22 protein-coding genes are annotated in these 25,616 nt (G+C 49.5%); 10 read left to right on the forward strand and 12 right to left on the reverse strand.

Features of this window, described 5'->3' with window-relative positions:
- Window positions 1–139 precede the first annotated feature (139 nt).
- The gene (gene fadR, locus KCG43_RS01305; protein WP_192015119.1) at window positions 140–991 is read left to right on the forward strand and encodes a fatty acid metabolism transcriptional regulator FadR; all 852 of its coding nucleotides are present in this window, start codon (window positions 140–142) and stop codon (window positions 989–991) included.
- A 71-nt stretch (window positions 992–1,062) separates the two neighbouring features.
- Here fadR and KCG43_RS01310 read toward each other — a convergent pair whose 3' ends face one another.
- The 3 genes from KCG43_RS01310 to KCG43_RS01320 form a co-directional block, all read right to left on the reverse strand.
- Entirely contained in the window at window positions 1,063–2,595 is a 1,533-nt protein-coding gene (locus tag KCG43_RS01310; protein WP_192015120.1) for a SpoVR family protein, read from the reverse strand.
- Window positions 2,596–2,692: 97 nt separating this feature from the next.
- Window positions 2,693–3,964, reverse strand: coding sequence for a YeaH/YhbH family protein (locus KCG43_RS01315; RefSeq protein WP_192015121.1), 1,272 nt, complete (start codon window positions 3,962–3,964; stop codon window positions 2,693–2,695).
- A 30-nt stretch (window positions 3,965–3,994) separates the two neighbouring features.
- Complete coding sequence (locus KCG43_RS01320; protein WP_192015122.1) at window positions 3,995–5,929, reverse strand: PrkA family serine protein kinase; 1,935 nt, start codon at window positions 5,927–5,929, stop codon at window positions 3,995–3,997.
- A 362-nt stretch (window positions 5,930–6,291) separates the two neighbouring features.
- On the opposite strand from KCG43_RS01320, the gene KCG43_RS21365 reads away from it, so the two are divergent.
- Complete coding sequence (locus tag KCG43_RS21365) at window positions 6,292–6,426, forward strand: hypothetical protein (protein WP_255557813.1); 135 nt, start codon at window positions 6,292–6,294, stop codon at window positions 6,424–6,426.
- Between the two features lie 53 nt (window positions 6,427–6,479).
- Window positions 6,480–6,860, forward strand: coding sequence for a VOC family protein (locus KCG43_RS01325; RefSeq protein ID WP_027252827.1), 381 nt, complete (start codon window positions 6,480–6,482; stop codon window positions 6,858–6,860).
- Between the two features lie 55 nt (window positions 6,861–6,915).
- Here KCG43_RS01325 and KCG43_RS01330 read toward each other — a convergent pair whose 3' ends face one another.
- Window positions 6,916–7,788 (reverse strand): D-hexose-6-phosphate mutarotase, encoded by an 873-nt coding sequence (locus KCG43_RS01330; RefSeq protein ID WP_218382881.1) that lies wholly within the window; start codon window positions 7,786–7,788, stop codon window positions 6,916–6,918.
- 121 nt (window positions 7,789–7,909) lie between these two features.
- Entirely contained in the window at window positions 7,910–8,905 is a 996-nt protein-coding gene (gene gap, locus KCG43_RS01335; RefSeq protein ID WP_027252825.1) for a type I glyceraldehyde-3-phosphate dehydrogenase, read from the reverse strand.
- Between the two features lie 345 nt (window positions 8,906–9,250).
- Here gap and msrB point away from each other — a divergent pair, with 345 nt between their 5' ends.
- Window positions 9,251–9,640, forward strand: a complete 390-nt coding sequence (gene msrB / locus KCG43_RS01340; protein ID WP_192015124.1) for a peptide-methionine (R)-S-oxide reductase MsrB — start codon at window positions 9,251–9,253, stop codon at window positions 9,638–9,640.
- A 26-nt stretch (window positions 9,641–9,666) separates the two neighbouring features.
- Here the strand turns inward: msrB and KCG43_RS01345 are convergent, their stop codons facing one another.
- Window positions 9,667–10,554 (reverse strand): DUF2989 domain-containing protein, encoded by an 888-nt coding sequence (locus tag KCG43_RS01345; RefSeq protein ID WP_255557814.1) that lies wholly within the window; start codon window positions 10,552–10,554, stop codon window positions 9,667–9,669.
- 209 nt (window positions 10,555–10,763) lie between these two features.
- Between KCG43_RS01345 and KCG43_RS01350 the strand changes: the two genes are divergently transcribed.
- Complete coding sequence (locus KCG43_RS01350) at window positions 10,764–11,063, forward strand: YeaC family protein (RefSeq protein ID WP_218382882.1); 300 nt, start codon at window positions 10,764–10,766, stop codon at window positions 11,061–11,063.
- A 42-nt stretch (window positions 11,064–11,105) separates the two neighbouring features.
- Here the strand turns inward: KCG43_RS01350 and KCG43_RS01355 are convergent, their stop codons facing one another.
- The 3 genes from KCG43_RS01355 to sppA all read right to left on the reverse strand — a co-directional run bounded on the left by KCG43_RS01355 (window position 11,106) and on the right by sppA (window position 14,872).
- Window positions 11,106–11,780 (reverse strand): glutathione S-transferase family protein, encoded by a 675-nt coding sequence (locus tag KCG43_RS01355; protein ID WP_192015126.1) that lies wholly within the window; start codon window positions 11,778–11,780, stop codon window positions 11,106–11,108.
- A 106-nt stretch (window positions 11,781–11,886) separates the two neighbouring features.
- Window positions 11,887–12,900 carry an asparaginase gene (gene ansA / locus KCG43_RS01360; RefSeq protein ID WP_192015127.1) on the reverse strand — a complete coding sequence of 338 codons (1,014 nt, stop codon included), beginning with the start codon at window positions 12,898–12,900 and terminating at the stop codon, window positions 11,887–11,889.
- A gap of 118 nt (window positions 12,901–13,018) precedes the next feature.
- Window positions 13,019–14,872, reverse strand: a complete 1,854-nt coding sequence (gene sppA, locus KCG43_RS01365) for a signal peptide peptidase SppA (RefSeq protein WP_218382883.1) — start codon at window positions 14,870–14,872, stop codon at window positions 13,019–13,021.
- A 210-nt stretch (window positions 14,873–15,082) separates the two neighbouring features.
- Between sppA and KCG43_RS01370 the strand changes: the two genes are divergently transcribed.
- The 3 genes from KCG43_RS01370 (at window position 15,083) to KCG43_RS01380 (ending at window position 19,937) form a co-directional block, all read left to right on the forward strand.
- Complete coding sequence (locus KCG43_RS01370; RefSeq protein WP_218382884.1) at window positions 15,083–17,098, forward strand: NADPH-dependent 2,4-dienoyl-CoA reductase; 2,016 nt, start codon at window positions 15,083–15,085, stop codon at window positions 17,096–17,098.
- A 128-nt stretch (window positions 17,099–17,226) separates the two neighbouring features.
- Window positions 17,227–17,775 (forward strand): NAD(P)H nitroreductase, encoded by a 549-nt coding sequence (locus KCG43_RS01375; RefSeq protein ID WP_218382887.1) that lies wholly within the window; start codon window positions 17,227–17,229, stop codon window positions 17,773–17,775.
- A 170-nt stretch (window positions 17,776–17,945) separates the two neighbouring features.
- On the forward strand, window positions 17,946–19,937 hold the full coding sequence (locus KCG43_RS01380) for a DNA topoisomerase III (RefSeq protein ID WP_218382889.1): 1,992 nt from the start codon (window positions 17,946–17,948) through the stop codon (window positions 19,935–19,937).
- Here KCG43_RS01380 and KCG43_RS01385 read toward each other — a convergent pair.
- A complete protein-coding gene (locus tag KCG43_RS01385) occupies window positions 19,921–21,435 on the reverse strand; it encodes a GGDEF domain-containing protein (RefSeq protein ID WP_218382891.1) in 1,515 nt (504 codons plus the stop codon). The two genes, KCG43_RS01380 and KCG43_RS01385, sit on opposite strands and share 17 nt — an antisense overlap.
- Window positions 21,436–21,836: 401 nt before the next feature.
- Here KCG43_RS01385 and KCG43_RS01390 point away from each other — a divergent pair, with 401 nt between their 5' ends.
- On the forward strand, window positions 21,837–22,112 hold the full coding sequence (locus KCG43_RS01390) for a hypothetical protein (RefSeq protein ID WP_192015133.1): 276 nt from the start codon (window positions 21,837–21,839) through the stop codon (window positions 22,110–22,112).
- Window positions 22,113–22,182: 70 nt separating this feature from the next.
- Here the strand turns inward: KCG43_RS01390 and KCG43_RS01395 are convergent, their stop codons facing one another.
- Window positions 22,183–24,057 (reverse strand): DUF3413 domain-containing protein, encoded by a 1,875-nt coding sequence (locus tag KCG43_RS01395; RefSeq protein ID WP_218382893.1) that lies wholly within the window; start codon window positions 24,055–24,057, stop codon window positions 22,183–22,185.
- A 33-nt stretch (window positions 24,058–24,090) separates the two neighbouring features.
- A complete protein-coding gene (locus KCG43_RS01400) occupies window positions 24,091–24,309 on the reverse strand; it encodes a YejL family protein (protein ID WP_027252814.1) in 219 nt (72 codons plus the stop codon).
- Between the two features lie 76 nt (window positions 24,310–24,385).
- Between KCG43_RS01400 and yejK the strand changes: the two genes are divergently transcribed.
- Window positions 24,386–25,399, forward strand: coding sequence for a nucleoid-associated protein YejK (gene yejK, locus KCG43_RS01405; protein WP_218382895.1), 1,014 nt, complete (start codon window positions 24,386–24,388; stop codon window positions 25,397–25,399).
- Window positions 25,400–25,616 lie beyond the last annotated feature (217 nt).

The following is a 25,616-nucleotide window of genomic DNA, read 5'->3' on the forward strand; positions in this document are numbered from 1 at the left end:
ATGAGGGTTTGATTGCAGGATATTGCACCTTTGTTAACTTACTTCAAAACTCCCGGAGGCAAGGTTTCTACTCAGCGATAACTAGTGGTATGATGAGTTTATAAAAGATAAGCAAGAAGCAAGTTTGGAATACTAACTGATGGTTATAAAGGCTGATAGCCCAGCAACATTTGCTGAGAAATACATCATTGAGAGTATCTGGAATAATCATTTTCCGCAGGGTTCAATCTTACCTGCAGAGCGTGAATTATCAGAGCTGATTGGTGTGACACGTACAACTTTACGGGAAGTGCTGCAGCGTTTGGCACGTGATGGATGGCTGACTATTCAACACGGTAAGCCAACCCGGGTAAATAATTATATGGATACTTCAGGACTGAGTATCCTGGATACCCTTATTACACTGGATGGCCAGGATGTTCAGCGTGTTCTGGAAGATTTGCTGGCTGCCCGTACCGATATCAGCACCGTTTACATGCGCTATGCGGTGAAATCTAACAGCGAAAAAGTCAGCCAGTTGCTGGATTATGTTATCCATTCCTGCGAATCTCTCCTGGCTGCGAGCAGCTTCGAGTCTTTCGTGGAAAGCTGTGAGGTAAAGCCTGAGCTGCTGCTGGAAGTCAGAAAAATTGTGGATAAATATGGTAAGGAACAGCCGGAGCTGTGTGAGCAGATTTGCCGTGCCCGTGCCTTCAATTATTTTGATTACCGCATGTTTCAGGGAATGGCTACCCACTCAGGTAACATCCTGTATGTTCTGACGATCAACGGTCTGCGTAAGATTTACACCCGAGTGGGTGGGTATTACTTCATGAACCGTGAAGCGTGTGAGCTGGCGTTGGCATATTATCGCGATCTGAAGTCATATTGTGATAATCATCAGTCAGAGCTGGTAGCAGATCGTATTCGAAAATACGGTCGCGACAGCGGAGCTATCTGGTACAGTCACCGTATCGAAATTGCACGCTATCTGCACGAAGAAGAGCAGTAATCTGCTGCTTACCACCGTGTGAATGAAAAAGAGAGGCGTAATGCCTCTCTTTTTTTGCGCAAGATTTTAATTCAGAGCTCTGAAGAGTAACTGCTGCTTCTGTTAGGGCAGGTCGACAGAATATGACTTCTGCCATCGCTCAGCTCTTCTTCGAGAATGACATCAAATCCCCACAGACGGTGAAGGTGTTTCAGCACCTCGTTATAGCTGTCTGACAAAGGTATCCGGTTATGCGGCACGTACCTTAGTGTGAGCGACCTGTCGCCACGTAATGCCACGTTCCATACTTGTAAGTTCGGTTCGTTGTTACTCAGATTGTACTGTGACGACAGTTTTTCCCGAATAGCTCTGTACCCTTCTTCATTGTGAATAGCATTGACTTCCACATAGTTGTTTCTGTCATCGTCATCAACGGCAAAGAATTTAAAATCACGGATCAGTTTGGGTGATAAAAACTGGCTGATGAAACTCTCGTCCTTAAAGTTCTCCATTGCAAAATGCACAGTATCCAGCCAGTCTTTACCGGCAAAGTCAGGAAACCAGTACTTATCTTCCTCGGTAGGATGTTCACAGATCCGGCGTATGTCCTGGAACATGGCAAACCCGAGGGCATAGGGGTTGATGCCGCTATAGTACGGACTGTTGTAGGTTGGCTGTGCAACTACATTGGTGTGGCTGTGCAGGAACTCAAGCATAAAGCGATCAGTTACCAGCCCTTCATCATAGAGGTGGTTCAGAATGGTGTAGTGCCAGAACGTCGCCCAGCCTTCATTCATGACCTGGGTCTGTTTCTGAGGATAAAAATATTGGCTGATCTTGCGCACAATCCGCACGATTTCTCTCTGCCAGGGCTCAAGAAGCGGGGCATGTTTTTCAATGAAGTACAGAATGTTCTCCTGTGGATCAGCAGGAAAACGGATTTCTTCATTATGGAGATCCTTTTCCGCTTGCGCCGGAATAGTGCGCCACAGAGCATTTACTTGCGTTTGCAGGTAGTCTTCCCGTGCTTTCTGACGGGCGGTTTCTTCAACCAGCGAGATTTTTTGCGGGCGCTTGTAACGATCGACGCCGTAGTTCATCAGTGCATGACAGGAGTCGAGCAGTTTTTCAACCTCCACATCACCGTATTTTTCCTCACATTCAGAGATATATTTCTTAGCAAACAGCAGGTAATCAATAATTGAGCTGGCATCCGTCCAGGTTTTGAACAGGTAGTTGCCTTTAAAGAATGAATTATGGCCATAGCTGGCATGGGCCATGACCAGGGCCTGCATGGTGATAGTATTCTCTTCCATCAGGTAGGCGATACAGGGATCTGAGTTGATCACTATTTCATACGCCAGCCCCATCTGACCATGCTTGTAACCACGCTCCGTTTCAATAAAGCGCTTTCCGAATGACCAGTGATTGTAGTTAATCGGCATGCCGATGCTGGAATAGGCATCCATCATTTGTTCGGCAGTAATGATCTCGATCTGGTTAGGGTAGGCGTCTAACCGGTAATGGTTGGCCACCCGCTTGATTTCCATGTGGTATTGATCAAGCAGTTCAAATGTCCAGTCCGGACCATCACTGAGTGCCTTTTGTTTGATCTCTGTTTCCATAACCCACTCCCCTGATGCGCGTCGGCCAATAATCAGCGCTGTCCCTTAAGTGTAGATTGCAGATGGGCGAGTTTTTAAGTCGCCCTGCACCTTAGGATTAATGGACTTGTTTTTTGAACAGTTCTCGGAATACCGGGAAGATGTCTTCTACGCTGCGAATGTTCTGCATGGCAAAATTTTCATGATTGCCTAACAGGGACTCATATTCACGCCACAGTGTCTGATGAGCCCGACGGGTGATTTCAATGTATGAGTAATAACGCGAAACCGGCAGAATATGCTTGTCGAGCAACTCACGGCAGCCAGGGGAATCATCCGCCCAGTTGTCGCCATCTGAAGCCTGCGCGGCATAGATGTTCCATTCTGAAGGGGAGTACCGCTTCTTAATGATTTCATCCATCAGCCGCAATGCGCTGGATACTATGGTGCCCCCGGTTTCCTGGGAATAGAAAAACTCGTGTTCGTCTACTTCTTTAGCCTGTGTATGGTGGCGGATAAAAACCACCTCCACATTTTTGTAGGTTCGTGTCAGGAACAGGTAAAGCAGGATATAGAAGCGTTTCGCCATATCCTTGGTCGCCTGATCCATGGAACCTGATACGTCCATCAGACAGAACATCACTGCCTGACTACTGGGCATGGGGCGACGTTCGTAGTTTTTGTATCTCAGGTCAAAGGTATCGATAAATGGCACTTTGCTGATGCGATCACGCAGTGTCTGTATTTCTTCTTTCACACGTTGTTCATCAAACGGCTGTGCCGGTTCTGTGCTTTGTAATCTGTCGAGTTCAAGTTCCAGCTCTCGTAACTGGCGACGTTTTGCTGCCGTCATTGCGGTACGACGGGCAAGTGAATTCCGTAGGGATCTGACAATAGCAATATTGGCCGGTACCCCGGTAGATTTAAACCCTGAGCGGAAGGTTTTCCACTCAACAAGTTTGTTGAACTGATTTTTCTTCAGATTAGGGAGTTCGAGATCTTCAAACAACAGATCCAGATACTCGTCTTTAGAGATTTGAAAGACAAAGTCATCCTGTCCCTCGCCATCAGGGCTGGCCTGACCTTCGCCGGCCCCACCGGAACCGGCTCCCCCCTGGGGCCGCTCAATGCGGTCACCAGGGCTGAACTGATCGTTACCAGGGTGGACGATTTCTCGCTGCCCACCTCGTCCCTGATGGAACGAGGGTTCACGTATATCGCGGGAAGGGATAGTAATGCTCTCTCCGCTTTCCACGTCAGTGATGGAGCGTTTATTGACGGCATCAGCAATAGAATCTTTGATCTGTTGCTTGTGCCGGCGTAAAAAACGCTGCCGGTTCACTGTGCTCTTATTTTTGCCGTTGAGCCTGCGGTCGATAAAGTGCGCCATAAGCTCTCCCCCTTGATCATCATCCATCAATTACGATGATTTACGTACGCGCAGATACCATTCAGACAACAGACGTACTTGCTTGCGGGTATAGCCTTTTTCCATCATACGGGCGACAAAATCGTCGTGCTTCTTCTGCTCCTCCGTAGAGGTTTTGGCATTGAACGAGATGACAGGCAGCAACTCTTCGGTATTTGAGAACATTTTCTTCTCAATAACCGTGCGCAGTTTCTCGTAGCTGGTCCAGTTCGGATTCTTACCGGCATTGCTGGCACGTGCACGCAACACAAAGTTGACGATCTCGTTACGGAAGTCTTTCGGATTACTGATACCGGCAGGCTTCTCGATTTTTTCAAGCTCGTTGTTCAATGCAGCGCGGTCGAACAGCTGACCTGTTTCCGGATCGCGGTATTCCTGATCCTGAATCCAGAAGTCCGCATAACTGACATAACGGTCGAAAATGTTCTGGCCGTACTCAGAATAGGACTCCAGATAAGCGGTCTGAATTTCCTTGCCGATGAATTCGACATATTTGGGAATCAGGTAGCCTTTCAGGTGCTCCAGGTATTTCTCGGCATTTTCCTGCGGGAACTGTTCACGCTCAATCTGTTGTTCCAGAACATAGAACAGGTGAACCGGGTTCGCGGCGACTTCAGAGTGATCGAAGTTGAACACCCGAGACAGGATTTTGAACGCGAAGCGGGTCGACAGACCAGCCATGCCTTCATCCACACCGGCGTAATCGCGGTATTCCTGGTAAGACTTGGCTTTTGGGTCCGTGTCTTTGAGGGTTTCACCGTCATACACCCGCATTTTTGAGTACATGCTTGAGTTCTCCGGCTCTTTCAGGCGCGACAGCACTGAGAAGCGGGCCAGGATATCCAGCGTACTCGGAGAGCATGGCGAGTTAGCCAGTTCACTGTTCATCAGTAGTTTTTCGTAAATCTTGATTTCTTCCGACACACGCAGACAATAAGGCACTTTCACTATGTAAACACGATCGAGAAACGCCTCATTATTTTTGTTGTTCCGGAATGTCTGCCATTCTGATTCGTTGGAGTGAGCCAGAATAATGCCATCGAAAGGCAGGGCGGACAGACCTTCTGTACCGTTATAGTTACCTTCCTGGGTGGCGGTCAGCAGTGGGTGCAGCACTTTCAGCGGTGCTTTGAACATCTCCACGAATTCCATCATGCCCTGATTGGCTTTACACAGCGCACCTGAGTAGCTGTAGGCATCCGGGTCATCCTGGGCAAAATGCTCAAGCTGACGGATATCCACTTTACCGACCAAAGATGAAATATCCTGGTTGTTCTCATCACCAGGCTCTGTTTTCGCGATACCTACCTGATGCAGAATGGATGGACGCACTTTCACCACTTTGAATTTGGTGATATCACCACCAAATTCTTTCAAGCGTTTCGCTGCCCATGGCGACATAATGTTATTCAGATAGCGATGAGGGATGCCAAATTCTTTGTTCAGAATTTCGCCGTCTTCAAGCGGGTCGAACAGGCAGAATGGGTGGTCATTTACCGGACTGCGCTCACCGTTAGCAGTCAGCACATAAATGGGCACTTTTTGCATCAGACTTTTTAACTTTTCAGCCAGTGAGGATTTACCGCCACCTACCGGACCCAGCAGATAGAGGATTTGTTTACGTTCTTCCAGGCCCTGAGCGGCATGTTTCAGGTAAGAAACAATTTGTTCAATGGCCTCTTCCATACCATAGAAGTCTTCAAACGTTGGATAGCGTGACATGACGCGGTTGGAAAATATCCTGCTCAGACGTGGGTCTTTCGCGGTATCTACCATTTCCGGTTCACCAATGGCCATCAGAAGACGTTCTGCGGCGTTTACGTAAGCACTGCGATCGTTACGGCAAATCTCAAGGAATTCTTGCAATGAAAGCTCTTCATCCTTGGCTTCTTCATAGCGATGACGATAGTGGTCAAAAATACTCATGGTATGCCCCCTGAATCGTTCTTCAATCATTTAGAAAGGACGAAATCAATAATCTTTCACATCCCTCATAACTAAGACTAGACCTAACTAATTAATTTGCTTTAGTGAGTGGTTGGTTTTGCTGAAAAATTTAGCTGACACATCAGACTATAGTGGGCAAAAAACAACCTACCATAGAGGTACTATCCTCCTATCAACAGGGATCTGCAAGCCATCTTGTTCAAAAAAACGCCACTTTACCTGGGCCGAGATCCAGCCTGAAGTCGCATTATTTCAGGAAAGTGAGTTGAAGCGGGCAAACGGTAGGAACTGGTGCGAAATCTGGTTTCGGCTGTGCGGGTTGGCGTTAAATGATGCGGGTAATGGGAAAGTCAGCGGAAGATGGTTTTTTAGGGGTAGGCACCGAAGGCAGCCAGCTATCTGCGATGTCTCAGCATTGGGAAACCGGCTCAGAGGCGGAGTACGCCATCAAACTGCTTGCTTATTTTTTGAGCTAAATCAACAGCTCTGATTTAAGCTAGAAAAGTGTAGCTTGAGGGGGAGGAGATACATGCCGATTTCGCGGGTTGATACTGTGTCGATTCCTGTATCGGACCAAAGCCAGGCTCTTTTATTTTACCGGGATGCACTGGGATTTGAGTTGATCAGGGATCACAAGGCAGATAGCCATAAACGTTGGATACAGCTGGCACCTAAGGGCGCAGAGACGACCATTAGTCTGGTTATGCCATTTGGGGGAATGCGGGCAGGTTCTGTTCAGGGGTTGGTGGTGCATACTGATGATATTACCTCGACATACGATGAGCTCACCAACCGGGGGGTCAGTCTGTCAGAAATTGTGACCTTAATGGGAGGGCGTTTCGCGACTTTCAATGATCCGGATGGTAACGGCTGGGTGCTGATTGAAGCGGATATTACCATGCAGGCCTGAGATCAGAGGTTGAAGTCAGGGGTAAAGCAGGCTCAGGTTTTCCTGAGCCTGGCAGTTACTCGACGCAGATTTCTGTACTGAGATTGTGCGATTGCCCGGGTTCCAGCACAATACCCTGACCCGCCAGTGCTGATTCCACACACAGCATAGTGGTGTAACCATCCGGTGTCATGTCAGCCATGCCTGCTGCACCGGACTGCCATGGGTTCCAGACCACGGCGCTGTCATGACCATGGTTATGCATGCGAAGACGGCGAAACAGGGCAGGATCTTCCAGATAAATCGTGTCCTCAGCCCGGCTGTAAACTCTGTCTACGGCGTCATCGAATTGTAAAACACCATTGGTCGGAAGCCGTTGCTGATTGGCCAGACCGTCGAGGTATTCATTACCCAATCCGGACAATTTCGTTTGCATTATGTCTCCAACGGCCAGATAGGTATGAAGCGCGCCGGACATAAGCCACGGACGTTGGTCGGTATTGGTGCTGGTCAGTTGGACTTTGAGGGTTTTATCGAACTCAAAGTGGAGCCGGTTGTGGAAGCGGTAGGGCCATATAGCCCGGGACTTGGGGGAGTCATGCAACGTGAGCGTGACAGTGACATGGCTTTGCTGATCGTTGAAACTTTCCAGCTCCCACACACTGGAACGCGCAAAACCGTGCGATGGACTGGCCACTTTACCGAACCATGGCCAGCAAACTGGAATGCCGCCACGAAGAGCTGACTTACCCGAGAAGTCGGCGGCTTCACTCATCCAGATCAGATCTTCGTGCCCCTGAGGCTGGAAACTTAAGAGATGACCACCAAATAATGAGATAGCTGCCTGGCATTCAGGGTGAAGAATTCGAATGATATCCACACCATCAAGACGGCACAGGCTGATATGTTCTGAAAGCACTGTTGAAGTCGGGAGTTGACGTAAGTCCATAGTGATTCCTTTAAAAGCCAATGAAGGTAGCGGGCGACACTTCTGCCCGTCGAGACTCTATCCGGGATGACAGATAGCAAAAAGGCGGCCATCAGCCGCCTTTTCAATCATCGTCTAAGTATTACTTAGAGATGTGAGCAACCAGATCCAGTACTTTATTAGAGTAACCGATCTCGTTGTCATACCAGGAAACAACCTTAACGAAAGTATCGGTCAGAGCGATACCTGCGTCAGCGTCGAATACAGAAGTACGTACTTCACCGATGAAATCCTGAGAAACAACGGCATCTTCTGTGTAACCCAGTACGCCAGACATCTCAGCTTCAGAAGCACGCTTCATTTCAGCTTTAATTTCTTCGTATGTAGCAGGTTTTTCCAGGTTTACAGTCAGGTCAACAACAGAAACGTCTGCTGTTGGAACGCGGAATGCCATACCAGTCAGTTTGCCGTTCAGCTCAGGAATGACTTTACCTACAGCTTTAGCCGCACCAGTTGAAGATGGGATGATGTTCTGAGAAGCACCACGGCCACCGCGCCAGTCTTTCGCAGAAGGACCGTCAACAGTTTTCTGAGTAGCAGTTGTTGCGTGAACAGTCGTCATCAGACCGTCTTTGATGCCCCACTTGTCGTTCAGAACCTTAGCGATAGGTGCCAGACAGTTAGTAGTACAAGACGCGTTAGAAACGATTTCCTGACCCTGGTAAGTTTCGTGGTTCACACCCATTACGAACATAGGAGTGTCGTCTTTAGACGGACCAGTCAGAACCACTTTCTTTGCACCCGCTTCGATGTGCTTACGTGCAGTCTCGTCAGTCAGGAAGATACCCGTTGCTTCTGCAACAACATCAACACCGATTGCACCCCAGTTCAGGCTTGCTGGATCGCGTTCGGCGGTAACACGTACAGTCTTGCCGTTAACGATCAGGTTACCGTCTTTAACTTCAACTGTGCCTTTGAAACGGCCGTGAGTTGAATCGTACTTCAGCATGTAAGCCATGTACTCGACGTCGATCAGGTCGTTGATACCGACAACTTCAATATCATCACGTTCTACAGAAGCACGGAAAACGAAACGACCGATGCGGCCAAAACCGTTAATACCTACTTTGATAGTCATTATGTTGCTCCACAACTTAATTTCTAATGAAAGATAACTGGTAGTAAAATTACATAATCTAACGCTGGTCTGCAAGCAAAAACAGACCTCAAATTGTCTTTAATCAAAAAAGTTTCGGATTTTTATTACAATCCTGGCCGAAAGATGAATAGTTCACCTATAAATGCTGGCAAAGTAATCAACGATGTAGCTCAGTTTTAATTCAGTACCCGAAATACAGGGGAATATGCTTAAATGCACTGTTTCGATGTAAAAACCTTTCGAGCAAAAGTATGTGCCATATATGCAAAAATTGGCAAATTTTAAGTAGTACGGTTTTGGAAAACTGTGTTTACAGGCAGGTAAATGGCTTTTAAAACAAATTCTTACTGGAAAGAACTGCTATCAGATGAACAATATTATGTCTGTCGGGAAGGTGGCACAGAAGCCCCTTTTTCAGGCACGTTATTGCATAATAAGAAAACAGGAATATATCACTGCACTTGTTGTCAAATTGCCTTATTTCATTCTGAGCAAAAATACGATTCGGGATGTGGCTGGCCGAGTTTTGATGCACCTGTTAAATCTGATTCAATTCGATATTTAAGCGATACCAGTCATGGGATGAAGCGAACGGAAATTCGCTGCGCTGAGTGTGACAGTCATTTAGGGCATGTATTTGATGATGGGCCGGTTTCTACCGGGCAGCGATACTGTGTCAATTCGGTCTCACTGCAATTTAGTGAAGTAGAGTAACGGCAGTGCTGCCCGTGATGGCGTTGTCAGGAAGGTGGCTGGTCGGGCTGCTGGCTTGGCAGGGAGATCAGATTTTTTTCTACATAGACACGGTTAAAATGGCCGGCACTGATGCTCTGTATGATGCTGTCTGCTAAGGAATCCAGATGACTTTTATCTTGTTGCGGCATTGGATACAGGCGCGATAAGGTCTCTGAATTGGCCACGGGTAGTCCCATCAGGCTACCTACTCTTGACCATAAATAGGCTTCGGTTTTGTTGTTGTCCTGATGGGCCTGCGTCGCCAGTGTCAGAATAATGTCTGGTTTCACTTTAACTTTACCCTGATAAAGCTCCAGAGCTCTTAACAGAAGCTGGCGAGTTTTGGCTTTATCAACACCAGTATAAAAAGAGGCCAGTGCCAGTTGCAATTCCGGTGTCTGAAGCTGGCCTGTGCCTTCCAATTTCAGAAATTCTTCCTTAGCCTGGTGCTCGCCCTGGCTCCAGCGGTCATAAATAACTTCGGGTTCTTTGGAGTCAGCCAGCTCTTCGCTTAGCTGTTCCATGACCTCATAGCTGTGAATAAGCGCAGCGGTCCGCACTGATTTACGTTCTTTATAGCGGGTTGGTTCAATTTCTGCGGCATACTCCAGGCAATACTGGTAGCTGCGGGTGAACTCAAGAGTATGCAGTTTTTCAATGTCAGTCGGCGTTTTCAGCTGTTTATAGCGTTGCCAAATGAGATCTGTACGCTGGATACGGCACTGGCCGTCATTGTTATTCAGTCCTTTACATAGCTCGGGATGTGCCGAGCAAAGACTGTCGGTTGTTTTAAACTCGCCCTGGCAGGCTGGCAGAAAGGCGACAGCAGATAAAAAAAACAAAATGTTGCGCGTTTTTTTGCCAGAAGAAGTCATGTGCGGTACGTTACTCATAGGTGGGTTCACTAGAATCAAGAATACCCTAATACCTATCGGCAGAAACTGACCTGAGAGAAAGAATAATGTGACATTGCTGCAGTGTGATCACGAAAACAAAAGAAAACTAAAACCAAGACGCTACTTGACTGGCAAACTCAGGTCATTATCGTAGCCTACCATTGCAAGTGGCCTGAAATAGTCGGGCATGAAGAGGAGTAGATGGGATGGATGTACAACAGATTCTGGCTGCCATGACCCCAGAGGTGTACCAAAAGTTACTGGCGGCGGCTGAAACAGGTAAATGGGCTGATGGCACCCCATTAACTGAGGCTCAGAAAGAGTCCACCATGCAGGCCGTCATGCTGTATCAGTCTCGTCATAATACAGAGGCCGAGCATATGACAGTGGCAGCCGGTGGTGAGATTCGCTTTAAGTCTAAATCTGAGCTCAAGCGTGATTTTGCCATAGAAGACAGTGAAACCCCTGTGGCAGATATTGCCCGTTTCTCTTTACAGCAAAACTGACACCTATGACCCTGTAAAGGCTGGTGCGCTCATCTGCAGTTATCACTGCCTGGGCACAGTGAAAGGCACAGGGTCACAGTAAAACCCACTCAATTCATGATCTTCCTGCGTCACCAGACTAGACACCCAGGGCTCTTGCTCAATACCTTCCAGATACATGGCCAGTTTGGGATAGTAAGGTTTCAATCTTAAGCCAGCCATCCAGCCACTGCGGAAAATACTCCATAGCGTAATTTCGGCCATCGAAAAACGGGTCGTAATATAACCTTCTGCCGGCACTTGTTCTTCCAGGTAGTTCAGAACCGGCGGCAGATGATGCTGAATGCAGTCGTCAATGGCATCCTGATCAACGTCTTTTTCCAGAATCTGCCCCCTCAGAATTTTCTGATAGAAGAGCACGCCAGCGAGCAGTGCGCTGAGCCGGGTATCGGCATATTCTTCCAGCCACCGGATTTTTGCTCTTTCACCGGCATCGCCCGGGTACAGCGGAGGAACCGGGTAGATGTCGTCAAGGTAATGGGCAATAACTGTTGAGTCGATAACTGTCAGACTGTCATGTTCCAGCACCGGCACTTTTCCCATTGGATGGCGTTTGTGCGCCAACTCTTTTTCCAGGTACGGGTTGAGCGGTTGTAAGTTGTAATTCAGCCCTTTGTAAGATAAGGCCAGCATGATTTTTCTGACAAAAGGAGAAATGGAGGCGCCGTGCAGAATCATAGTCAACCTTGCTCATAGTCAACAGACGAAATTTGCTATAAGTGTAGCTGAGATATAAAAAGAGCCGCACGAGTGCGGCTCAATTGGGGGAGTCCGATTAACTTGATTAGCGGGATAACTCGCCGCGGATGTCCTGTTGCATCAGCTCACGCACTTTTTCTGTTGGCAGCGCCTGGCTGAGCAGAAAGTGCAGTTTCGCCAGTGCGGCTTCCCGGGTCATATCATAACCACTGAGTACGCCGGCATCCGCCAGTGCACAGCCAGTTGCGTAGCCATCCATGTTCACTTTTCCGGACAGGCACTGAGTCAGGTTAACCACTATGACGCCGCGGTCGGCCGCTTCTTTAAGCTGAGCCAGAAGATCAGCGTTTTGCGGCGCATTACCCACTCCGAATGTCAGCAGGATCATGGCGTTGACCGGCTGGCGCAGGGTGTTGCGGATAACTTCAGGTGAAATGCCGGGGTACATAGTTATCACACCGATTGGTTGCGGGGTAATTTGGTGTACCCGAAACTCACCTGCCGGCTGTTTGTTCAGCTCTGTGGCTGGTTTTACCTGAATGTTGATACCTGCTTCGATCAGCGCTGGCATATTGGGTGAAATAAAAGCATTGAAACCGTCGGCATGGGCTTTTGTGCTGCGGTTGCCGCGCAGAAGCTGGTTATTGAAGAAAACCGTCACTTCATTAACCGGGTAATTAGCCGCGAGATGCAGCGCATTAAGCAGGTTGCTCTGACCGTCTGAGCGCATTTCTGCCAGTGGGATTTGCGAGCCGGTGACAATCACAGGCTTGCCCAGATTTTCCAGCATGAAGGATAAAGCAGAAGCGGTATAGGCCATGGTGTCCGTACCATGAAGAATGACAAATCCATCAAACTTGTCGTAGTTGGCCTTAATATCATCAGCAATGCGTTGCCAATCTTCAGGAGTCATATCTGAAGAGTCAATCAGTGGCGCATATTCATGGATAGTGAATGCAGGCATTTCTGAGCGGTGAAACTCAGGCATGTTCTGCAGTTGCTGTTCCATAAAACCAGCGACAGGAATATATCCGTGAGCTGACTTCTGCATTCCAATTGTTCCGCCTGTGTAGGCGATATAGATATGTTTTTTTGTCATTAGAGTACGGGTACAGCATAGTTATTGATGGTGAAGGCATTATACGGTGAAAACCGGCGAAAAAAAGCCCGGATATACCGGGCTAAGTCAAGTTTCATCACTGTGAATCCGAAAAGAGTTAATTTCCTGTGCTGGAACAATTCAGACAGAAAGCATATTGTCCTTTGGGGTCATTGAAATTATTCATATTGGTGATATCGGCTGTAATATGGCGCAAAGCCGGCGTGAACACATTGGGTAGCTGGGCGGATATTGCCATGCCAATGCGCGCGCTGGTTTCTGACGTCATATCCTGCAGAAACTGCTCCATCGGGCTGAGCGGCAAGGCTATCCAGCGAATGTCGTAGTTGTCCAGTTTTGCCAGTTTGGCCGCAGAGACAATGGCATCATCGAAATCACCCAGACGATCAACCAGACCCAGTTTTAATGCATCCTGACCCGTCCAGACCCGGCCTTGTGCTATTTTGTCTGTCTCTTCGAGTGATATATGGCGATTCTCGCTGACCAGGCTGATAAAGCGCTGATAGCCGTTTTCGATACCCAGCTGGAAAATTTCAGCGACATCGTCAGGCAAGCCTCGGGTTATCCCGATACCGGCAAAGGGGGTAGTACCGACGCCATCGCTGTGCACCCCGATGTTTTCCAGGCCTTTTTCAAAGGTAGCCAGCATGCCGAAGATACCGATAGAACCTGTGATAGTGGTTGGCTGAGCAATAATTTCACTGGCGCTGGACGAGATCCAGTAACCGCCGGATGCCGCCAGGCTGGACATTGACACCACTACAGGCTTGCCAGCCAGTTTTAATGCATCCACTTCATTGCGGATAATCTCAGAAGCGAAGGCACTGCCACCAGGGCTGTCAACGCGCAGAATCACCGCTTTAATGTCATCATCAAGACGGGCTTCTCGCAGTAAAGCGGCCGTTGTGTCGCCACCGACTCTGCCTTGCCCTTGCTGACCATCGACAATTGCGCCGCTGGCAACGACTATGGCAATACCATTGCGGCTTGGCTCGAATGGTGCACTGACCGAAGGCTGATAATCGTAATAACTGATCTGATTAAAGCCATGGTCGCCATCGCTGCCAAATTCCTTGATAAAGGTCTGTCGGAGTTGGGTACGGCTGATCAGTTCGTCTACCAGTCCCATTTTCTGGCTCAGGCGTGCGAAATCGCCCTCGACACTTTTCAGTTCTGCAACCAGATCTTTGACTTCAGGGTTCAGGACACTGGCATGGATGTGGCGGTTACGTGCGACATCCTGCGTGTAAGCGTCCCACATCTGGTTGAGCCAGACTGTGTTTGCTTCGCGGGCAGCGTCTGACATGTTGTCACGGGTGTAGGGCTCAACGAATGATTTATAGGTCCCGACGCGGAAGACATGGGTGGTGACATCCAGGTTATCCAGTAAGGTTTTATAGTACAGCGAATAGCTGCCGTAACCTGTCAGCATCACGCCGCCGTCGGCAGACATGAACACTTTGTCGGCGAAGCTGGCCAGGTAGTACTGGCTCTGGCGGTAGTGATCGCCCGTGGCATAGACAGGTTTGCCAGCCTGCTTGAATTCTTCAATGGCCTTGGCAATGTAGCGCAGCTTCGTCAGGTTCGTCTCTGGCATGCTTTTCAGATTCAGGATAAGGCCGGTGATCCTGTCATCCTTGGCGGCAGCCCGAATGGTATCGACGATGTCAAAAAGGATATTTTCCTGAACCGGCACCTGACCCATGGCGCTGTCGACAAATTGGTCGAAGGGATTGACGTAGGAGCGCTGCTCAACAATCGGACCGTCAATATCCAGTACCAAAGCGGCCTTTTCTGGCAGAACCGGCGATTCAGCCCCTTGCTGGAAGGCAAAAATGATGACCCCAATCAGAGCAATAAAAAACAGGTTAAAAAATAGCTGACGGGTAAAGCTCAACAGCTTCCAACATCCGCGCAGCACTTTGGCAATGCCTTTTAGTAGTACTTTCATGGCCTTTCCTGATAATAAATCCCAGTGCTTATCCTAACCGAGACACAGCGTAAAATCCTAATGATAGCTATATTGCGACTAAAATTGCGTATTTGGAAAGTACCGCAGTAGTGATGGATGTTGAGGTTATGTAAACAGGTGTTTGAGTGAAGGTTAACCCTATGCTATAACTGGTCTGACCTACAATAATTAAAGAGATATAGGGAAGCTATGGACACTCTTACCTACCCACACTTGCTGGCACCTTTGGATCTTGGCTTCACTCAGCTTAAAAACCGGGTGTTGATGGGGTCTATGCATACTGGCCTGGAAGAAGCACACGATGGATTTAAAAAGCTGTCTGCCTTTTACGCTGCCCGCGCCAGAGGTGGAGTAGGCTTGATTGTAACTGGCGGCTTTGCACCCAATTTTCGCGGCCGCTTGACACCACTCAGTGCCGAATTCAGCAGCGGACGAGCGGCAAGGGCACACCGGGTTATTACAGATGCTGTCCACAAAGAAGGCGGCAAGATTGCCATTCAGCTTCTGCATGCCGGGCGCTATGCGATGCATCCGTTTGCTGTCAGTGCTTCTGGCATTAAAGCACCTATCTCTAAATTTACGCCCAAAGAAATGAGCCGCCGCCAGATCCTCAAGACCATTGACGCCTTTGCACGCAGCTCTGAGCTGGCGAGAGAAGCGGGTTATGACGGCGTTGAGCTGATGGGCTCTGAAGGTTATCTGATCAATCAGTTTATCTGTCAGCGTTCCAACCACCGAACCGATGAATGGGGCGGTAGCTATGAGAACCGGGTCCGTTTTCCAATTGAATTGGTGAAAGCCGTTCGTGCCCGGGTAGGCACAGATTTTATTATTATTTTCCGTCTTTCGATGCTGGATCTGGTGGAGCAGGGCAGTACCTATGATGAAGTGGTACAGCTGGCTCAGGCGCTGGAAGCCGCCGGTGTGACCATTCTCAATACCGGTATCGGCTGGCATGAGGCGCGAGTTCCTACTATAGCGACTCAGGTTCCCCGGGCAGCGTTCAGCTGGGTAACGGAAAAGCTGAAAGGTAAAGTGTCTATCCCGCTGGTGACCTGTAACCGGATTAATACGCCAGAGGTGGCAGAGTCCATTCTTGCTGCCGATCAGGCGGATATGGTGTCCATGGCCCGTCCGTTCCTGGCTGACGCTGATTTTGTGCTGAAGGCCGAACAGAACCGTGCCGACGACATTAATACCTGTATTGGCTGTAATCAGGCCTGTCTGGATCATGTTTTTGCCGGCAAGCGGGCAAGTTGCCTGGTTAACCCTCAGGCCTGTTATGAGACAGAGTTAGTGCTGACCCCGGCCGCACAGCACCGCAAAGTGGCGGTTATCGGTGCGGGTCCTGCTGGGCTGGCTTTCGCAACGGCTGCTGCAGAACGCGGCTTCGAGGTCGATTTATACGAGAAGAACGAGTATATCGGCGGGCAGTTTAATCTGGCGATGCAAATTCCGGGTAAAGAAGAATTCCGGGAAACGATTCGTTATTTCTCCCGCCGTTTGAGCCAGACAGGTGTGAACCTGAAACTGGGCAAGGCGGTGGATATCAATGAGCTGAAAGGCTATGACGATGTCGTGGTCTCGACCGGGGTGAAACCTCGTATTCCCGCCATTCCCGGATTGGAAGCCAGCGATAAGGTGATAGATTATCAGACACTGATCCGCGATAAAGTGCAGCTGGGTCAGCGGGTGGCTGTGATCGGTGCTGGTGGTATCGGGGTGGATGTCTCAAGTATGCTGACAGAACCTCAGGACAGTTCTCTGGACAGCTGGTTACAGGATTGGGGCATTGATAAAACCATTACCCATGCTGGTGGTTTATGTACGCCTCAAAGCGAGCACAGTGAGCGCCAGGTGTGGCTGATGCAGCGCCGGCCCGGCAAGATGGGTAAAGGGCCGGGTAAGACGACAGGCTGGATCCACCAGCAGGTGTTGCTGAAACGCGGTGTTGAAATGCTCTCCGGCGTCAGCTACGAGAAGATTGATGAGCAAGGTCTGCATATTAGCGTGGAAGGACAGCAGCGCGTGCTGGAAGTTGATCATATTGTGCTGTGCGCCGGTCAGACTTCGGTGGAAGAGTTGTCGGCTCCGCTCAAAGCGCTGGGCATCAAAGTGCATGTTATCGGTGGTGCTGAATTCGCCGGGGAAGTGGATGCCAAGCGTGTTATCCGTCAGGGAACAGAGCTGGCCGCCCGTCTTTAGATATCGTCAGGTATCGGCTACTGTGACCAAGAGGCTCCTGAGGGAGCCTCTTTTCGTTGCCGTTACTCAGAAGAGCAGATGTGGTATGGTATTTAACAAGAATTGTTATCATCGAGGATACATAATTTATGGATGCACTGTCGCTGCTGCTTAATCGTCGCTCCTTGCCTAAAATGACCGCCCCGGCCCCTCAGGGTGAAGTGCTGGACAATATTCTTCGTGCCGGCCTTCGGGCACCGGATCACGGTGCGTTGACTCCCTGGCGTTTTATCGTCTCGGAAGGCGAAGGTTTGAATAAGCTGGCCGATATTCTGGTCTCTGCTGCCCAGGCTGATAAGGCAGAAGAGGCGGTGATCGAAAAAGCCTCTAAAGCCCCTTTCCGTGCGCCTATGGTGATTACTGTTGTCGCTAAAGTGCAGCCCAGCGATAAAATTCCAGTGATTGAACAACATCTGTCGGCAGGCTGTGCGGCTCAGGCGATGCAGATGGCGGCGGTTGCTCAGGGTTATGCTGGCTTTTGGCGCACAGGAAGCTGGGCATATCATACTGTGGTACGCGAAGCGCTGGGCGTACAGGGTGATGATATGATTGTCGGTTTTCTGTATCTGGGCACACCGGATTGCCGTGATGCGAAAGCGCCAGAGCGGGATTTGGCGCAATTTGTTGAGTATTTATAGCTTTCTGTATAGTTTCCTGCAGGCTTCTTCAGGCAGCTTATTGCTGCCTGTCTCTCCTCAATCCTGCGACGGCTTTGTGAACTTTTACTGGGTTTATATCCAGTAATGATTGTCACCTATTGCTGAATTCTTTATAGTGCGGAGAGTTATTTCCAGTAGTTACAGACTTCATGACCCGTCTTTATATCGCTGAAAAACCCAGCCTTGGACGTGCTATTGCAGCCGTCTTACCCCGTCCGCATAAGAATCATCAAGGCTACATCGAAGTCGCCAACGGCGACATTGTCACCTGGTGTATCGGCCATTTGCTCGAGCAGGTCGAGCCGGATGCGTATGATCCGCGTTATAAGAAATGGAATCTGGATGATTTGCCTATCATTCCTGAGCAGTGGCAACTGGCACCGAGAAAATCGGCTAAGCAGCAACTGAGTGTGGTCCGCAAGTTAGCTAAACTGGCAGATGAAGTGATACATGCTGGCGATCCGGACAGGGAAGGTCAGCTGCTGGTCGATGAAGTGATCGACTATGTTAAGCTGGCCGCCGCGAAAAAAGCAGCCATGAAACGCTTACTTATCTCAGATCTTAACCCGGCAGCAGTGAAAAGAGCGCTCGGGCAGTTAAGGGACAATAGCGATTTTATTCCGTTGTCTGTGTCAGCCCTGGCCCGCTCCCGGGCGGATTGGCTGTACGGCATGAATATGTCTCGTGCTTATACCTTGCTCGGGCAGCGGGGCGGCTATAAAGGCGTACTGTCGGTCGGCAGGGTACAAACACCTGTGCTTGGGCTGGTGACTCGCCGGGATGACGAGATCGCCAATTTCGTGCCGGTTCCTTTCTATGATGTCTATGCATTGATCCCCTATCAGGACAACGTTATCCGCGCCCGTTGGCAGCCGAGCAAGGCCTGTGAACCCTGGCAAGACGATGAAGGCCGGGTGCTTAATCGCAAGCTGTGTGAAAATGTTGTGGCGCGCATTAAGGGCCAGCCAGCCACTGTTTCGGATGCGGAGCGAAAAGAAACCCGCCAATCGCCGCCCTTACCTTATTCTCTGTCGGCACTGCAGATCGATACAGCGCGTCGCTTTGGCATGAGCGCGGCGGATGTACTGGCGTGCTGTCAGTCGTTGTACGAGAAGCACAAAGTCATCACCTATCCGCGTTCTGACTGCCGCTATCTGCCGGCCGAGCACTATCATCAGGCCAGTGAGGTGGTGAAAGCTGTGTCTTCAACGGCACCGCAGATGCTTGAGGCGGTCAAGGGCGCAGATTTATCAATACGCTCAAAAGCCTGGAATGACAGTAAAGTGGATGCGCACCATGCCATTATTCCCACCCCGAAAGCGGTGCAGCCCGGCAGCCTGAATGATCAGGAAGCCAAGGTTTATCAGTTGATTGCCCGTCAGTATCTGATGCAGTTTTACCCGGCGGCGGTTTACGCGGAAGCTAAGCTGACATTTGCTATCGCAGGCGGAGTGTTCATTGCCAGAGGCCGCCAGCTGATGCAGCCGGGCTGGAAAGTGTTGCAGGGTAAAGACGATGCCGACAAAGAGCAGGATCTGGCCGATAAAGTGCCGCCTTTGGATAAAGGCACAGTGCTGACCTGCCAGGACGGAGAAATCAAAGACAGGGTGACGGAGCCGCCTAAGCATTTTACCGAAGCAACTTTGCTTCAGGCGATGACTGGGATCGCCAGATTTGTGGCAGATAAATCTCTGAAGAAGATTCTGCGCGACACGGACGGTTTAGGTACGGAAGCAACCCGGGCCGGTATTATGGAAGTCTTGTTCAAGCGCCAGTTACTCTACCGTCAGGGGAAGAATATTCATGCCTCAGACGCTGGCCGCGCTCTGGTGTATGCCTTACCTGATGAAGCGACCTACCCGGACATGACGGCACATTGGGAACACCAGCTGCAGGACATGGCTGAGCGGAAATATGCCTACCAGCCGTTTATGGGAGCGCTGCAACAGCAGATTGAGCAACTGATGGGGTCGATCAAATCAGGTGGTGTCCCGCCAAGCCTCCGAACACTTCAGGCGGTTGCTCCTCCGGCCAGTAAAGGAAAGGGCGGCTATAACCGGCGTACGCGGAGCAGGCAACATTCGGGTGCTACAGGTCAGAAAAGTACCGGCCAGAAAAGAGCGGCTAGTCGTCGTAAATAAAAAAGGCATCCCGGCCCAGCGATTTGGCTTTGTATAAGGCGCTGTCGGCCTGATTAAACAGTTGATCTGCTGTCGACTGTTTGTCCGGCACCATACAACTGATGCCAACACTCACAGTGACATTGCAGTATTCCTGATTGTTGACAGGAATGAGCAACGAACGAACCGCTTTCAAGGTGTTTTCGGCAGCGACAATCGCTGCCTGAGCGTTTTGACCCGGCAGCAAGATAACGAATTCTTCTCCGCCATAACGGGCAAACAGTGCCCCGGCCCGACGTTCGACCGAGACCAGCGTCTGGGCAATCAGGCTCAGGCAACGGTCGCCCATCGCGTGACCATAGGTGTCATTGAACGACTTGAAGTGATCCACATCGATAATCAGCAATGAGACGGGTAACTGGTGCCGCTGAGCCCTGCGCCATTCTAAGGGCAGGGTTTGATCAAACACCCGCCGGTTCGGCACCTGCGTTAAGGGATCATGACGGGAAGTGTGTTCCAGTTGCCGGTTTAACTGCTGCAATTCCCGCGTCCGTTCGGTGACGCGCTTTTCCAGTTCGCCATTGAGCTGGCTGAGGTGTTCTTCTGTCTGTCTGCGAACCAGATGCTGAGAGACAATAAAGCTGAACTGCTTGAGAAGCTGCGGGTGATAGTCAGCCAGCGGGCGTCCGTTGATCAGGTTATCGTAAGCTATCCAGCCAACGCGTTTATCCCCGTCCCACAGTGACGTGTAAGCACTCCAGCCAAACCCGATTTCCTGTAAATCATGATAGAGCGACGTGTTCTCTTCAATGGCCAGGTAACCGTGTTGTGCCTGAGGATGGTCAATGAACCAGTGAGGCGGGATAGGGGATTCAAAATAGGCTTCTTTTACCGTATTGCCTTCAGTATCTGTGCCATAAGTGCCTTTCATCCGGTTATGCCCTGTCAGAAGAAAGATAGCGATACGATCAATCTTCAGCACTTTCTTTCCCTGTTCGACGGCATGAAAGAGCATATCGTCAATACTTTCAGCACGCCATAAAGCGAAAGAGATGTCGTGCAAGCCCTGCAGCATATCCAGTAAAACCGGGCCCGAACCGGCAGGCTGCTCTGCTGCGATGTCATTTTTCAGCTCGGCACTCAGGTGGAGGATACAAGGCTGTAAATAGTCAGGGTCTGTGCATGGCGAACCTGCCGGATAACTCAGTGCCAGCAAGCCAATAGGTGTACCCTGATGTTGCAGCGGAAGCCAAAGCACCGCCTTCTCAGCAGACTGCCGGTGAAATGGCATCGGCTGACAAAGCCAGCCTTCGAGCTCTTCATCACGCGGTGATATAGGCAAGCTATGGAATGGGGTGCAATGCGTGAAATGAGTCCACTCAGCGTGCTTTTTTACGAACAGCCGACAGGATGAGGCACCCAAATGGCGGCAAAACAGAGGAAGCAGCCCATCAATAACTGCTGGCCTCTCTGTTGCTGTCTGCCATTGTGAAAAGTATGCCTGATAGAAGGAATCCATTCCGTTCTCGCTGCTACTGACCTGGAGGGGTAAGGAAATGTTTTTTAATACATTACGATATAAAAATAATGAAAAGAGAACAGAGTGCTAACGCGGGAAATTCAATAAACATATATAGCAATTAGTTAAAATCTGGCCGTAGTCAAATTTATTATGTGTGTGTGCGTTTTGTTGCATTGACACCCTGAAGGTATTTATTTTGCGGACGATGCACGAAGGCGGTAATGCGTGTTTGTTGATGGCTTTGTTGCCAATTTGTGGCGGGCTGGCCTGGACATGCCGTAGGTCGCTCAGCAGCCAGACGGCCCTTGTGTCACTATTGAGACAGAGTTAACTGACAAGTTTCACTATTTTTACCTTACGGGGATATTTTGACTTTATTTACACCGTCAGGTGAGAACATGAAAAGACGACATGTGTTTTTATTGTGGGTATCACTGTCTCTGATTTTGTCGGCATGTGGCCAAACACGGCATGCTCAGCTCGCAGAACTGGGATTTGCCCGCAATTATCTTGAAGGGTATCAGGATGGTTGTGACAGCCGAAAAGTACAGGCGACGACTTTCTATGACGGGTTTCGTCAGGATCCCGAGAGAATGAAGAAAGAGAATAAATACGCGAATGGCTGGAATGATGGCTATGAGCAATGCTACGCCAGCAATATTGATTACCATTAGTTAGTTTAGTTGGCTGGCCGGTAATGTTCATAAAGAGCAGGGCAGCTATATGGGCTGCCCTGTTGAGAGATTATTGCGCAGACCCCGGCTGATAAAACCGCTTCAGCTCATGCATTACCTGCATCAAAGTGGAGAGTTTCGGTTTCCCGTTATCTTTCATTCTGTATTCAGCGTCGTACACAGTGTAGTTGCCGTATTTATCAACTATTGTGGTACCTTCCGGCTGGACAACAACAATGTCCTGATGGTCGCCAGCCAATACCCAGCGACGTTTATTGCTGGTATCGAACAGACTGATGCCACTGCTGTAAAACTCAGGCGCTGTCGTGGTACTGAGCAGGGTTTCCATCAGAGTAGGGACAATATCAAGGTGACTGGTTGCCCGGCTGATCTGTGCGGTTTGGCTATCTGGCCAATGGACGATCAGCGGTACTTTCAGCTGATACTGGCTGTAATTGGATCCCGAACCCCAGGAATTGGTGCCGGTTTCATTAAACTCAGTACCGTGGTTGGCGGTGATAATCACTACAGTATTGTCCAGCATGTCGCGTTTAATCAGGCTATCAAAGATGGCAATCAATTGCTCATCAACATAGTAAGCCGAATTACGATAACTGTTTTTCAGTAGCTCAGCCGGATCTGTGCTTGAGTCTTCACCGGGCTGAGTGTCTTTCAGCGAGGGTGAAAATGTGGCTGCAACGGCATTGTCAGAATCTTCGTAATCCTGGACTGATACCAGTTCCAGATAGCCAAACCAGGGTTTGCCTGCGGTTTGTTTGCTCAGCCAGCTTTGCATATTGGTAATGGCTTGCTGATCGCTATGTGTCTCCGGGTTCAGGGCCGCGGCTAAAGCTATCTGATCTTTGGTGAAGATAGCCTGCGGATAGATGACATCGGCAAAGCCTGAACCGCTGAACAAACCAAACCGATACCCGCGTTTAGTGAGGGTTTCGAGCAAGACCGGTGGGCTGTGCTCTGCCCGGATACTGGTATTGTAGGCGCCGGGCAGGCCATAAAATAAGCCAAAGGTCCCCAGGGTACTGTCGTTTCCAGTACTGTAATGCTCAGTAAAGTTCAGATTCTGCTGCGCGTAGGCAGCCAGATACGGCATGGTTTCAGCTGTGACCATATCACTGCGTAAGCCATCGATCATAATAACCAACAGGTTCTGGCCGGTCCCTTTATCGCTGAATGACAGCGGCTTGAGCGGATAGCGGATGCTCTCGCTGTTTTCAACGCCCTGCTTTTCCTGCAAACGGGCATATTCCTGCCTGTCTAACAGGCCATGGCGTTCCATAAAGGATTTGGCTGTCATTGGATAAGACAGCGGAAAATTGGATCGCTGCGCCGTAACGGGCCGATAAAGATTGGCATCGGCCCAAATGTAGAGCAGATGGCTGGCGAGGAAACACAGTCCGAAAACAGAAGCAATTGGTACGCCGACATGCTTGCGTGTAAGTTTACGCAGCTTGCGCCACAGCCATTCAGACAGGAACAGCTGGAGCAGGAAAATGGCTGGCACGACTATGAACAAGTATTGCCAGCGGGCATTCAGTTCGGTGCGTTCCCCACTGAGTAACAGATCCCAGACTAGAGGGCTGAGATGGAGATCCAGGCTTTCATAAGCATGGGTGTCCAGAATCAGTATGGTTTGACCTATGGTTCCAACCAGCACCGCAAACAGTCGCATCAAACGCTGCGAAGGGATGAGAAAGCTGGCAGGAAACAGAATGAGAATGTAAAAGCCAAAAACCAGAAAGCCGAAATGACCCACCCAGCTCAGGCCCATATAAAGCTGCCCCATCAGGGTTTCCGGCCACTCCGAATGGATAATGTACCGGGTGCCTAACAGCATGGCGGCGATAATATTGAAAAAACTGAACCAGTGTCCCCAGCTAATCAGTTGAGACACGGTTTCTTTGTAGTTGTTTCCGCTGGAGACCATATACCTGTGTTCTTCTTCTCTCTGGTGCTGGGATTAATCTTTCTTGATTGAGGTCAGCAGAGCTTGGGCGAATTTATCAGCAATGGCTTGACGTTGTGATGCCGGAACATCGGCATTAATGATATTGGTAGCAACATTACCTACAATCATAAGCGCTAATTCAGCAGATGTATCGTGCTTTTCAAAGACATCGAACACATCATTAAGGATCTGTTCCACTTTTTCATTACTGTATTTTGATGTAATTGGCATATCAGGTCTTGTTTTATGGTGAAGAAAGCGACTTATAATACCCTACACTTTAGATTTACTGAAAAACTTTTCCATTATGAGTCTCACGCTTTCCAACGTCATCCTGCACCAATTCTCCAAAAACGAACAAGATGAGCTGTCTGTTCAGTTGAGAGAGCAGGAACTAGAACATACCGATACCACCACTGAACTGGTTGCTGAACTGCACCGGGTGTACAGCAGCAAGGGTACCAAAGGCTTTGGCCGATTCTCCGAAGAGAGTGAATTCGGTTACTGGCTGAAACAGTGCCGCCAGGGAGAACTGGATTTTCTGACTTTTTCAAATCAGGCGTCACAACGTCTGCAATCTGAGCTGGTGAAGTATCCGTTTGCTGATGCCGGGACACTGGTCATGGCGCAATACCAGTCTCTGGCCACCGATTATCTCTTCATTGGTCTTCTGCCAACCTGCCACAGCATGAAGGTGACTGATCAACTTGATATTAGCGCCACAGACTATCTGGATGTCAGCAAAATGGAAATTGTTGCCCGGATAGACTTGTCATCCTGGGAGACTGATTCCGAATGTAATCGCTACCTGACCTTTATCAAGGGGCGGGTTGGTCGTAAAGTGGCCGACTTTTTCCTGGATTTCCTGCAGGCGGAAGTCGGCCTGGATGTCAAAGTGCAGAATCAGGTGCTGATGCAGGCGGTTGAGGATTTCTGTGCTGATTCTCGTATGGATAAAGAGGAAAAGCAGCAATACCGCAAGCAGGTCTACGATTACTGCAACGGTCAGCTGCAGTCCGGTGAAGAAGTTGCGGTGAAAGAGTTGTCGGGTGAATTACCTGCCACAGAGGCCGGGGTCGACTTCTACCAGTTCACCTCCAACCAAGGCTATGAGCTGGAAGACACCTTTCCGGCTGATCGGACTGCCATGCGTAAGCTGACCAAGTTTGTCGGCTCCGGTGGCGGGCTGACGATCAACTTTGACAGCATGCTGCTGGGTGAGCGAATTTTCTACGATCCGGACACCGACACACTGACGATTAAAGGCACACCGCCGAACCTGAAAGATCAGCTTCAGCGACGTCAGAACAGCGACACCTGATACGCAGTTGAACAGTCGTACTGTACAGTTGGAAATCTGTGCAGTACGTCTTATCTAACTTTAGTGTTTCGGACACTTTATCCGTGTTATTCCTTATCTATTATTCAGAGCCAGTTTGCCTGCGCTGTCCCAACGCTTCACTCCTGATTATCTGCTTATTTTTGATCCTTTTCTCTGCCTTGGAATCCATCATTCTCGATGCCTTATTTAAGGTTTT

Origin of the sequence: Photobacterium sp. WH24, from assembly GCF_019204055.1 — a bacterium.
Taxonomy (GTDB): Bacteria; Pseudomonadota; Gammaproteobacteria; order Enterobacterales; family Vibrionaceae; genus Photobacterium; species Photobacterium arenosum.